Here is an 11931-nt window from a genome sequence, read left to right as displayed (position 1 = left end):
GAAGATCGCGCCTCACTGATGGCGCTTCACTGGTCGCGCTTCACGGGGGAGGGAGGCACTCGGGATCAGCTGGACCCGCGGACGGGACTGTCGGTCGCTTGGTGCCCGGCACGGCTGCGGTACTCGGCGTTGATGCGCTGAGCTTCCTCGAGCTGGTCCTCGAGGATGACGATGCGGCAGGCGGCCTCGATCGGGGTGCCCCTGTCGACGAGCTCGCGGGCCCGCGCCGCGATCCGGAGCTGGTAGCGGGAGTACCGGCGGTGTCCGCCCTCCGAGCGCAGCGGAGTGATCAGACGGGCCTCACCGATGGCTCGGAGGAAGGCCGGAGTGGTGCCGAGCATCTCGGCGGCCCGCCCCATCGTGTACGCGGGGTAGTCGTCGTCGTCCAGACGATCGCTGAGGGGGATATCTGCTGTCATGTCACCTCGTTGTGCAACGCGTCGAGGGGCCCTGGTGCCGTACGGCACCAGGGCCCCGAAGGAAATTCAACACCATCTGTCGGCCCTACTGCTGTGCCGACCTTCTGTTTCCGCTACCAGCCCTGCAGAGAGGGGGGTGCGGGGATCGCGGCTGCGTGACCGGGGACCACCTTCCAATCCGGGGTCTTGCGGTACCCGGGGCGAGTGCTTCTCGGACCGGGCGATCCTGATGGCGTCTGCTCCTCCGTTCTTCCTCTGAGCCAACCTCTTGGACTTGGTACTGCGGGTACTGCTCGATGTTGCTCTTGGCGGCCCCTGGACCTGCGAGCCGCCCAGTGCGGTCCTCAGCCTCGTCACCGTCCTGCGAAAACCGTGGCTTCGGGACTCCAGAACCGCACTGACCTGCGAACTTCCTGTACTGCAACCCGCCAGTTCGTGTCTGCCGGGTTCTGCTTGACCGGTGTCTACGAGAAAAATGCTAACCAGGCCGGAGCCCAATGTCTACTCTGACAAGAGCAGATTTAAGCCCTGTGGGGGACAAGATTACCTGCGACCTGCGACGACGGGGTGAGGCGAGGCCGCTCGGGATGCCGTTCGGCGTGAGTCCGGCTCGGGTTCGAGTCCAGGCGAAGGCCAAGGAGCGAACTCGTCCGGACGCGCGGGTGGACGGTTCGCGAAACCATGCCGAAGCCCCCGCCCGCCGCGAGCTGGATGCCGGGCTATAGTCACCGGGTCGCGAAAAACGATGCCTCGCGGTCCACCCGCCGGGCATCGCACATACATCGATGCAGATGGTTCTGATCGGTGAGCGTCTCCTGCCGAGACCGGACACCCCGTCCACTCTCGGCGCTGACCGGCGCCGACGCGTGTCGGCGCTACAGAGGAGCGCAGCATGCGGAAGACCATCGCGATTGTCGGAGCGGGACTGGGCGGACTGACGCTCGCCCGGGTGCTCCAGGCTCACGGCGTCGCCGCGACGATCTACGAGACCGAGGCTTCGGCGACCACCCGCACACAGGGCGGCCTGCTCGACATCCAAGAGGAGACCGGACAGATCGCGCTGCGCGCAGCCGGTCTCCACGACGACTTCCTCACTCTGGTCCGCCCGGGCGAGGACGCCAAGCGTGTGGTCGACCGCCACGGCACGATCCTGCTCGACAAGCCCGCGGACCCCGATTCAGCCCGTCCTGAGGTGGACCGTGGCGAACTCAGGCGCCTGCTCATCGACTCGCTGGCGCCCGGGACGATCAGGTGGGGCCACAAGCTCACCTCGGTCCGGCACCGTCCGGAGGGCGGCCACGTCCTCACCTTCGCGGAAGGTTCCGCGACCCACGCCGACATCGTCATCGGCGCGGACGGAGCCTGGTCGAAGGTGCGTCCTGCGCTCACCCCCGCCGAGCCTGTCTTCAGCGGAACCTGCTTCATCGAGATCGCCCTCACCCCGGGCGGCCAGAACTCTCGGGCGAGCGTGGCCGCGATCGGCAGCGGCACGCTGATGGCGGTCGCGCCGGGCAAAGGCATCATCGCCCACCGCTACGCCGACGGGCACGTGCGCGGATACGTGGCGCTGAACAAGCCCGAGACCTGGCTGAGGTCGATCGACTTCGGCGACCCGTCAGCGGGCCTCCGCCGACTCGCCGACGAGTTCGACGGCTGGTCACCGCTGCTCACCGCCTTCGTGACGGAGAGCGACACGGAACCGTGGCTCCGCCCTATCTACGCCCTCCCCGTCGGGCTCGAATGGGACAGGGTCCCGGGACTGACGCTCCTCGGCGACGCCGCGCACCTGATGTCCCCCTTCGCCGGCGAGGGCGCGAACCTCGCCATGTACGACGGCGCGGACCTGGCCGGCGAGCTGGTCCGGCAACCCGACATCGAGATCGCGCTCGCCGCCTACGAAAAGCGGCTGTTCCTGCGCGGCAGCGCCGCCGCAGCCCGCTCGGCGCAGAACCTGCAGACCTTCTTCGGCCGGGAAGCCCCGCAGAGCGTAGTCAGGTTGTTCGACCACACCTGACAGACAAGGCCACGTCCTCAAGCAGCGAGGCGAGGTCTCGTAGGTCGTTCGGGACCATGACGCGAGCGAGGCACCCGGCGACGGACACGACCTCCGGCCAGGCAGATGCCTGGAGATGCTCCGCGTCGGTGTCGTTGGGCGCCTCGGCTGCCGCAGCATTGAGCACGGCATTCGCAGAGCGGGCGAACTGCCGGGCCCCGGCCCAGGGACCTGAGCCCGGCAGCGGGCGACTCCGCGTCGCCGTTCCTCATACGACGGCCTTGTACCCCTGCCGGCCCGTCGCGATCTTCGTGCGGCCGCCGAACGACCCCTTGCCGTCACCGTTGTTGCGGTACAGGTTGCCGCTGGTGTCGCGCGAGACGAGGTCCGTCCTGCCGTCGCCGGTGATGTCCCCGACTCCGACGACCGCGTTGTAGGAAGCGCCCCAGTTCGAGAACACCTTCACGCGGGCCTTGAAAGTGCCGCTGCCGGTGCCGTCGTACCGGTACAGGTTGTTCGACGTGTCCTGGGCGAGGAGGTCTCCGATGCCGTCGCCGTTCAGGTCACCGGCCCCGACGACCTTCTTGTACGTCTTCCAGTTGTCGTACAGCTTCACGCGCGCCGACAGCTTGCCCGTGCTGGTGCCCTTGTACAGGTAGACCGTGCCGGTCGAGGCGTTGCGTGCGATCAGGTCCGGGCGGCCGTCCTTGGTCACGTCACCGGGCGAGGTCAGCACGTCGTACTGGTTCCAGCCGGAGGTGCCGAGTGTGGTGTACGGCGTCGAGGGCGTCGCCGCCTTGCCGCACGAGGGGCGGTAGGCGCGGAGAGCGCCGCTGCTCAGCCGGACCAGGACGTCGTTGCACCGGTCGCCGCTGAGGTCGCCGAACGGCACGAACTTCGCGGTGGTCGGCCAGCCGGCACCGGAGACCTGGCTGCCCAGCGTGCCCGTGCCGGTGCCGCGCTGGATGGCGAGGGTGCCGGAGGAGCTGAGGGTGAGGAGGTCGCCCACGCCGTCGTTGCCCGCGTAGTCACGCGGTGCCGCTGCTCCGGCCGTCACAGCGAGGGTGCCGGAGAGGCTGAGGGCGGCGCCCTGGCCGTCGGCGGGTTGGGCGGTGAGTGTCCAGGTGTAGGTGCCGTTGGGGACGAGGCGGCCCGCGGAGTCCTTGCCGTCCCAGACGGCCGTCAGCAGGCCACGGGCGGCGGAGCCGGTCACGGTACGCACGGTGGCGCCGGACGCCTTGTGGCGGACGGTCACCTTCCAGGAGGCGGCGGGCTTCGACAGCCACCAGGTGCCGGACCAGCTCGCGGCGCCGGAGGTGACCGTGGAGTCGATGGCCGACAGTGCGGACGCCGGAACGCCGGTCTTCACGAGGTGGACGCGCTGCTCGTCGTCGGCATAGGCGACACCGCCGCCGAAGCGGTCGACGGTCCAGCCGGTTCGCACTCCGCTGAACCCGGTTCCGTACCGGCCGAGTTCGGTCCAGTTGACGAGCTTGCGGCTCGGCAGGTCGGTGGCGGAACCGCTGGACGGCAGACCGCCGTGCAGGTCGATGAGCGTCAGCCCGCTGTCCGGGTCGGTGCCGCCGACGTGCTGGACGAGGTAACCGTCTCCGAGAAGGCTCCTACCGGCCGGGATGGTGGCGGTGCGCTTGGTCGTACGGTCGTAGACACCCGAGCCCTGGTCGTTGCCCCAGGCGTCCTCGCAGGTCCAGTACACCCAGCGGCCCACGGCCTGGAGGACCGACGGGGTGCAGCCGTTGCGGGTGGTGAAGGACTCCACGGCGGTGCCGGACGGGAGCCGGGTGGCCGTGACCTTGCCTCCCGTGGCCGCGCCGCTCCACAGGGTGTTGCCCCAGACGGCCGCGGCGACCCGGTCGCGTTTCTGGACGACCTTGCCCGCCGAGGTGTCGGTGAACTCGCCGATGTACTGGGTGCCGGAGGAGGCGCCGTCGACGACCGCGTACCGTCCGGAGAGGTCCTTGAGCTGCGGGCTGTCGTCCCCCGTGTCGAGGGTGGGGCCCCAGGTGGTGGCACCGTTGGTGCGCAGCATGGTCAGACCGGACTCGGTGGCGTCGCGGCGGCCGTGGTGGCCGGTCCCGTCGGCGAACATCGGGATGCAGCGGGTGGCGCCGCCGGAGCAGTCGCCGTCCCATCCGCTGACCAGCCCGTCCAGGGTAGTTCTGGTGACGCTCGGGGTGCCGCTCGTGGTGAGCCAGGTGCTGCGATAGGCGCCGAGAATCGTGTTGGGCTCGTACAACGTGCTGTTGTCGGCCGTGGTGAGGATGCCACTGCCGAGCGAGAGGCCGTTGATCTGCGCGGGCATCGGCTGCACGGCGGTCAGGCGGCTGCGGGTGACCGAGCCGTCGGCGGTGGGGGCGATCCGGTACACGCCCCAGTCGAGGTCGCCCTGTTCGACGTACTGCGCGGCGCCCGCCACGAGGACGGAGCCGTCCGGCGCCTGGACGATCCGATGGGCGGCCGGGTCCATGACCTTGGTCAGGTCGGTGTCCGTGCCGTCGGAGGTGAGGGCCACCAGCGGCTGGCCCCGGTACTTGTTGTCGCCGGGCGACACGGGTTCGACACCGAGCAGCGTGTCGCCGACGATCCCGTAGGCGGCTTGGTAGGTCAGGGCGCCTGTGTCGAAGGTGCGGGGCGCGGCGGACAGGTCGTCGCGGTCGTACACGTCCGCCTTGGCGCGCCCGCTGCGCAGCCGCACCACCGAGTCGGCACCCAGCCGGAAGCCGGTCACCTCCCAGCCCTCCTCCGGGTTGACCCGGTCGGGCAGCGCGCGGAGCGCGCCGGTGGCGAGGTCGACGATGCCCCAGTGGCTCCAGCCTTCCGCGCTGTCGCCGGTGGTGTAGCGGAGGATGACGGACCGGGCGTCGCCGTCCTCGACCACCACGTTGGACGCACCCTCCGGCAGCCCGGTCACGGGCGTCTCAGCGACCCCGCCCCCGTCCTTGAGGCGCCACAGCTGGTAGGCGTCCGGGTTTCCGCTGATGCCGCTGGTGCTGGTGAGGACGGTGCTGCCGAAGGTGCCCCGGTAGGTGTGGTACTCGGGCACGGGCACCACGGCGGTGCTGCCCGAGGTGCCAGCGCCCTGGAGAAGGGTGACGTGGGAGTCCTCCTCCGAGTAGAGGGCGACGGTGTCCGACCCGTCCCCGTAGTAGCCGGGCTGGAAGGACGCGGCCTGCTGGAAGTAGCCGCTGTCGATGTCGTACCGCACCGGTGCGTCCAGCTGCTTCTCCAGTGCGGTGGTGGTGCCGGTGGCGTAGTCCGTCCACAGGAGCCGGTCGTCGCCCTCCTGGGCCCAAAGGAATCCGCTGGTCCCCGCGTTGAGGATCTGCGTGGCCCTGGGGACGGCGCGCGGGGCGGCAGGCAGCACGACCTCGTCGGCCGCGGCTGCCGACAGCGGAGCGGCTTGCGCCGGGGACGGTACGGCGGCGAGCGGAAGCCCGAGACTCAGTGCCGTCGCCAGGACGGCGGCGGTACGTGTCGCCGATGTGCCGAGGCGTGCTGAGCGTGAACCATGAGCCTGTCCGTGTCGGCGTCGGCGTCGGCCGAGTCGAGCCACCGTTCCTCCTGAAAGGCAAGAAGAAGGCATGACGGGACGTACGGCAGCACCTTGACGCTTCCCCGGCCCCCCGGCCGCTCCCCCCACGCGCGTGACGGGAGCTTAACAGCATGTCCATGACCGACCCGGGACCTGCCGTGCTGGGTTGCGCCCCTTGATCGTGCAGGTATGTGGGGGCCTTTCAGGTCGGTGTACCTCGAGCACTGCTCCTCGGGAGCCTGGCACCGGGTGGGCTCGCAGAGTTGCGTGCCTTTGCATTCCGCCGGCTGGTACGGCTACGGCCGGGCTCTGAAGCTGTTCGTGAGCAGGGACCACCACCCCTGAAATACAACAGCCCCAGGTCGCTGACCTGGGGCTTCAAGAAGAGCGGGTGACGAGAATCGAACTCGCGCTCTCAGCTTGGGAAGCTGATGTTCTACCATTAAACTACACCCGCGTGAGACGCCGGACGGAACCGGTGTCGAACGCAACGTTACCTTACCTCATGCCAGGCCCCCGGCGCTGAAGCCGCGGGGCCTGAGTGCGTTTCAGGGGTGGGACTGGGCTGCGGGGGGCGCGAGTTGGGGCGTACGGTGTGGGCGTGGAAGAGGGTCCGGGCGGGACCGGAGTGCCGCCTGGAGGGCCGTCCCGAGCATCCCGTAATGTGGCATTTGTCGTCAGGTGAGCAGTAGCCCGACGCGGCTCTTGGGGAAGGGACTCTAGGACTTGATGGAGCGCACCGTCGTCCGTTGTGCCGATGGGCACGTGTTCAGCACCGCTTCGTTCCCGATGCAGCAGGCCGAGCGCCTCGGCCCCGGACGACTCGTCCGGTGTCCTCGCTGTGCCCGGCTTCGAAGCGTCGTTCCGGTGGCCTTGGAGAAGCACTAGAAGGAAGCGCGGTAAGCAGGTACCAGGCGCGCGGACCGTCCGATGGTGGCCGGTCCGCGCGCTTTGCGTATCCTCGGGGCGTGCTTCTCTCAGACAAGGACATCCGGGCCGAGATCGACGCCGGGCGCGTGCGGATCGATCCCTACGACGAATCCATGGTGCAGCCGTCCAGCATCGACGTACGGCTGGACCGGTACTTCCGGGTGTTCGAGAACCACCGGTACCCGCACATCGACCCCTCCATCGAGCAGAGCGACCTCACGCGGCTCGTGGAGCCGGAGGGCGACGAGCCGTTCATCCTGCACCCCGGGGAGTTCGTCCTCGCCTCGACGTACGAGGTCATCACGCTGCCGGACGACCTCGCCTCCCGCCTGGAGGGCAAGAGCTCGCTCGGGCGGCTCGGGCTGGTCACCCACTCCACCGCCGGGTTCATCGACCCCGGCTTCTCCGGGCACGTGACCCTCGAGCTCTCCAACCTCGCCACGCTCCCCATCAAGCTCTGGCCCGGCATGAAGATCGGCCAGCTGTGCATGTTCCGGCTCTCCTCGCCGGCCGAGTTCCCCTACGGCAGCGAGCGCTACGGCTCCCGCTACCAGGGCCAGCGCGGCCCCACCGCCTCCCGCTCCTTCCTCAACTTCCACCGGACCCAGGTATGAGCGACGGCGACGCACGGGAGAACCTCACCTACGAGGCGTTCGGCACCGCCGTCCGTGAGCTCGCGCAGACCATCGCGGACGACGGCTACGAGCCCGACGTCGTCCTGTCCATCGCCCGCGGCGGCGTCTTCGTCGCGGGCGGGCTGGCGTACGCGCTCGACTGCAAGAACATCCACCTGGTGAACGTCGAGTTCTACACCGGCGTGGGGACCACCCTCGACATGCCGGTCATGCTCGCCCCCGTCCCCAACGCCATCGACTTCTCCTCCAAGAAGGTCCTGATCACCGACGACGTCGCCGACACCGGCAAGACGCTCAAGCTGGTCCGCGACTTCTGCCTGGACACCGTCGCCGAGGTCCGCTCCGCGGTCATCTACGAGAAGACCCAGTCCCTGGTGAAGTGCGAGTACGTCTGGAAGCGCACGGACGACTGGATCAACTTTCCGTGGAGCGTTCTGCCTCCGGTGAGCAAGTCGGGCGAGGCGCCCAAGGAGAACCGGGAAGCGGTCTGAGCCGAGGGTCCTCGCGGATCGCTGAGGAGGCCCTACCGGCGGGTCGGCCTTGGCCTGCGGGGGCGTAGCCAGCGGCGAAGTGCCTCTGCGCTCTGCGCCTTGGCGGCCGTCGTCCGGGTCGGCTCCCGAGAGCTCGTGTGGAAGGCCCACAGGGGTGACCAGCGCCCGCGCCCACGGGAATCGGTCCAGCGGACCGCGGGGAACCCGGTGATCTCCGTGATGCTGCCGCGGGGGATGGTCCGCGTCCACAGGTATCCGCGAACCGTCAGCTCGGCGTCCCTGCACGAGACGCCGAGCCGGTACCCCCGTACGGCGATGACCACGCAGACGACCAGCACCGTGCAGCCCGCCAGGCGCGGGTACACATCGGAGGCCTGGGCCGTGTAGACGAGGCTTCCGGCAGCGGGGACCACGCCCAGGCCGCTGTTGGCCAGGCGGCCCCACCTCGACGGCGCCGGCTCCACGGCGGCTCCTCTCATCCGGTGATCGATCCTCTACTGGCCTCGCCCCGTGGGTACGGCCGGCACTCCTGCCGCCCCGGTGATGGAGAGGGGAGTGATGAGGCCTGCCACCACGGCCTGGACGATGACGTCGTTGGCCGCTCGTTCGCTTCCCACTCCCGCGACGTAGAGCCGGGCGGAGACGATCAGGAGGAGCGCCCACCACGGTGACTGCAGCCAACTGAGGGTGGCTGTCAGGCCCAGGAGGGCGTAGGCGACGTTCTTGCGGAACTCGGCCTCACCCACCGCTCGGTCGTACTCGTTGAACAGGTCGTAGCTGGCGATCAGCAGCTTGGTGCGCAGCTGCCGCGTCTCACCGAGGATGTCCCGTACCGCCAGGCCGACCACGAGGCGTTCGCCGCGCTCGCGCTCCGGGTTCACGGCCGCGCTGTCCTCGGGTACCGGGCGGGGCAACCGGCCCTGGTCCTGGAGAAAGCTGACCAGGTCGTCGTACGCGAGATGTGACACGCGTGGTGTGAGGGCCGTGCCGCCGCTGCGGAATCTCGCCGCCTTCGGTGCTTCCCGCGCGTTCACCGTGACCACTCGGACGGCGAGCATGGCGCCGATGAGGTACGCGAGGAAGGCGCCGGACGCGAGCACTCCGGCAGGGCCTATCAGGTCTCCGAGGCGATACAGGGACGCCCAGACGCCGTGGGCCCGCCGGGGCGTCGGAACGCGGTCCTCCAGGATCAGCCACAGCGTCAGGAGCCAGATGCAGCCTGTCGAGAGAGGTGCTCGCACGTCGCGAAGGCCCGGCAGCAGATTCGCCAGCACATTGTCCCCCTGATCCATGTGCCGCCCCGAAGGCGGCGGCCTCTGCGGCGTCCCGAGTATCCGGGAAACGGCTCCGACCGCGCATCCCCACCGGGCTCACGCACAGCGAAGGGCCCCCGGTGACCGCGCACCGCGAGCCCTTCCTCGTGCCGGGGAGGCTAGAACGTGCCCAGCTTCACGATCGACAGCAGGGCGATCAGCTGGATCGCCGAGGCGCCCAGGGCCTTCGGCCAGGGCAGGTCGTGGGACTTGGAGACCATCAGGGTGAGGAGCGCGCCGGCCGCCACCCAGGTGGCCCAGCCGAGGAGCTGGACGAAGCCCGCGTCGCCGCCGAAGAACATGGCCACGATCAGACGGGGGGCGTCCGTGAGGGACATGATCAGCATGGAGAGGCCGACCGTGGGCTGCCACGCGCCGTCGCCGCCGAGCTGGCGGGCCAGGGCGTGGGTGACGACGCCCAGCACGAAGGCGGACAGGACCATCGCGACGGCGGTCGTGAGGACGATCGGGACCGCGTTCGACAGGGTCGCGTTGATCGCGTCCTTGCGGGCCTCCTCGAATCCGAAGACCGCGAGCAGGCCGTAGAGGAACGTCACGATGAGGGCGGGGCCCCACATGGCGTAGTCCCGCATCTGGAGGAAGGTCTGCTGGGGCGCCAGGACGATGCCCTTCAGCAGCTCCTTCCAGTGCAGACGGGGGCCCACGGGCGCGGGGGCCGAGCCGGCGCGGTAGGTGCCGCCCTGGTTGTAGGGGTCCTCGTCGATCGAGAACGCCTGGGTGTGGCCGGGGTTGTTCGCCGCGTACGGGTCATGGCCGCCCTGCGGCTGCGGGGCGCCGGTGCCGTTGCCGAAGTACTCCGGCTCGTCGTAGCCCCCACCGCCGCCCTGGGTCCACTGGCCCGGGTGGGGCTGCGGCGCGGGGGGATAGCCGTACGGCTGTCCCTGGGGCGCCTGCTGCCCGTACGGAGGTTGTTGCGGTCGCGTATGAGGAGCGCCGTTGTCCCGGCCGCGTCCGATCCTGAATCCAGCCACGTCTTCGAACGTACCTGGTCCTGGAGAGTGGTGTACGCGGCCGGGCATTCCGGGGACGGCTTTGCTGCCGAGCTGTGACATCCCCTAAGGGGGCCCGGGACGGGTACCCAGGGGACGCGCACCTCCCCGCCGCGACGGCTCAGCCGGGCAGGAACTCCGAGGTCGAGAAGGTCACCGACGGCTCGGCCGCGACCAGCCCCTTCGTCGCGCCGGGGAACACCGCCACCGTGTCCTTCGTCTCGCTCCGGTACGTCCGCACCGCCAGGTCGGCCCGTCCGTCTCCGTCGAAGTCGGCGACCGCGAGGACCCGGGTGGTGCCGGTGGCGGGGGGTTCGACGGTCACCGTCGTCCGACGGGAGAGTCCGGTCGTACGGCCTTGGAGGATCCGGAGTCGGGAGCCGCTGGAGACCAGTTCGGACCGGCCGTCGCCGTCGAAGTCGGCCGCGTCCAGGACCGAGCCGGGCACGTCCAGGGTCGCGCGTACGGCGGCGGGGAGGTCGTAGCGCAGAGACGTTCCGCCCATGGCCCCGACCGCCGCGTCCAGGGCCTTGCCGTGCCCGAAGTCGCCGAGGGCCACGTCGATTCCGGACGGCAGGGCGGTGCCGGTGCGGGTGGGGCCCGCCGGGCCGCCGAGGACCACGGCGGAGGGGCCGGTGCCCTCGGTCGTACGGACGATCAGGTCGTCGTAGCCGTCGCGGTTCACGTCGGCCGCCGGGCCGGTGGGGACCTCGCCGGGCGACGCGAGCGGGGCGCCGGCCGTGCGCGGGGCGCCCTTGCGGGTGAACGGGCCGCGCAGATAGCTGAGTCGGCCGCCGGTGGCGTGCAGGACCAGGTCCTTCGCTTCGTCGCCGTCGAAGTCCCCGCAGACGGGCTGGTCGGGCCAGTCGTTTCCGGCGCGGGCCGCGGCCGGCACGGTGAGGTGAACGGCCTTGCCGCTCAGGCCCGTCGGGGAGCCGAAGAGGATCTGGAGCGGGACCGGGGGGCGGCCCTGACCGTCGTAGGGCGGGTCGGTGGAGACGACGAGGTCCGTGAAGCCGTCGCCGTCCAGGTCGCAGGTGGCCTCCGCGTCGAAGAGGGCGGGGAGTTGGCCGTCGGTCGCCGCGCCCTGCCGGCCGGGGGCGATCAACTGCCGTGCGCCCGGCACGAGTCCGCGTGCGCTGCCGTAGACGATGCCGATGCCCGGGTCGTCCGCGTGCGCCTGCTCCTTGACCAGGTCACCGAGGACGAGGTCGCGGTGCCCGTCGCCGTTGAAGTCGTCGGGGGTGGTGCTGCCCTTGCCCCGGGGGACTGGGAGTCGGGCGGGGGCGTCGGCGTTGCGTACGGGGGTGGGGGCGGCGGAACCGGTGTGCTGGGCGGGGCCGCAGGCGGCGAGCAGGAGCAGACACCCGAGCGCCGACACCGCGACCGTCCCGCTTCTCCGCCCGCGCACCGCTCACCCCGTCAGCCCCATCGACAACACCCCGGCAATCATGCACCTGTTCGATGCACGGAGACACCCCCGGGAGGCCCATGCCCGTGACCCGGCGCGCGGAGAGGGCCCCGAGGGGGGTCGCGCAGGGAAGGCCGCGTGCACGGACCGCCCCGAGGGGGCTCGCACAGGGAACT

General features: G+C 70.3%; 9 protein-coding genes and 1 tRNA gene. 3 read left to right on the top strand and 7 right to left on the bottom strand.

Annotation, left to right across the window (positions count from 1 at the left end; all coding sequences use genetic code 11):
* Positions 1-65: 65 nt before the first annotated feature.
* On the bottom strand, positions 66-419 hold the full coding sequence (locus OHN19_RS20330; protein WP_330265555.1) for a MerR family transcriptional regulator: 354 nt from the start codon (positions 417-419) through the stop codon (positions 66-68).
* An 892-nt stretch (positions 420-1311) separates the two neighbouring features.
* Here OHN19_RS20330 and OHN19_RS20325 point away from each other — a divergent pair.
* Positions 1312-2433, top strand: a complete 1122-nt coding sequence (locus tag OHN19_RS20325; RefSeq protein ID WP_330265554.1) for an NAD(P)/FAD-dependent oxidoreductase — start codon at positions 1312-1314, stop codon at positions 2431-2433.
* A 247-nt stretch (positions 2434-2680) separates the two neighbouring features.
* Here OHN19_RS20325 and OHN19_RS20320 read toward each other — a convergent pair whose 3' ends face one another.
* Both OHN19_RS20320 and OHN19_RS20315 read right to left on the bottom strand, forming a co-directional pair.
* Positions 2681-5986: an FG-GAP-like repeat-containing protein gene (locus tag OHN19_RS20320; protein WP_330265553.1), complete on the bottom strand. Its 3306-nt coding sequence runs from the start codon at positions 5984-5986 to the stop codon at positions 2681-2683.
* 365 nt (positions 5987-6351) lie between these two features.
* Positions 6352-6422: transfer RNA gene (locus tag OHN19_RS20315), tRNA-Gly, on the bottom strand.
* A gap of 511 nt (positions 6423-6933) precedes the next feature.
* Between OHN19_RS20315 and dcd the strand changes: the two genes are divergently transcribed.
* Complete coding sequence (dcd, locus tag OHN19_RS20310; protein ID WP_330265552.1) at positions 6934-7509, top strand: dCTP deaminase; 576 nt, start codon at positions 6934-6936, stop codon at positions 7507-7509.
* Positions 7506-8021, top strand: coding sequence for a phosphoribosyltransferase (locus tag OHN19_RS20305; RefSeq protein ID WP_330265551.1), 516 nt, complete (start codon positions 7506-7508; stop codon positions 8019-8021). Before dcd ends, OHN19_RS20305 begins: the two co-directional genes overlap by 4 nt.
* Before the next feature lie 32 nt (positions 8022-8053).
* Here OHN19_RS20305 and OHN19_RS20300 read toward each other — a convergent pair whose 3' ends face one another.
* From OHN19_RS20300 to OHN19_RS20285, 4 genes are all read right to left on the bottom strand, one after another.
* Positions 8054-8500 (bottom strand): hypothetical protein, encoded by a 447-nt coding sequence (locus OHN19_RS20300; RefSeq protein WP_330265550.1) that lies wholly within the window; start codon positions 8498-8500, stop codon positions 8054-8056.
* Positions 8501-8515: 15 nt separating this feature from the next.
* A complete protein-coding gene (locus OHN19_RS20295) occupies positions 8516-9262 on the bottom strand; it encodes a hypothetical protein (RefSeq protein ID WP_330265549.1) in 747 nt (248 codons plus the stop codon).
* Between the two features lie 191 nt (positions 9263-9453).
* Positions 9454-10407: a YIP1 family protein gene (locus OHN19_RS20290; RefSeq protein WP_330265548.1), complete on the bottom strand. Its 954-nt coding sequence runs from the start codon at positions 10405-10407 to the stop codon at positions 9454-9456.
* A 58-nt stretch (positions 10408-10465) separates the two neighbouring features.
* Positions 10466-11755 carry a VCBS repeat-containing protein gene (locus tag OHN19_RS20285; RefSeq protein WP_330265547.1) on the bottom strand — a complete coding sequence of 430 codons (1290 nt, stop codon included), beginning with the start codon at positions 11753-11755 and terminating at the stop codon, positions 10466-10468.
* Positions 11756-11931 lie beyond the last annotated feature (176 nt).

This window comes from Streptomyces griseorubiginosus, assembly GCF_036345115.1.
In the GTDB taxonomy this organism is placed as follows: Bacteria; Actinomycetota; Actinomycetes; order Streptomycetales; family Streptomycetaceae; genus Streptomyces; species Streptomyces griseorubiginosus_C.
The sequence above is the reverse complement of the archived record's forward strand: the minus strand, read 5'-3'. Positions and strand labels throughout refer to the sequence as shown.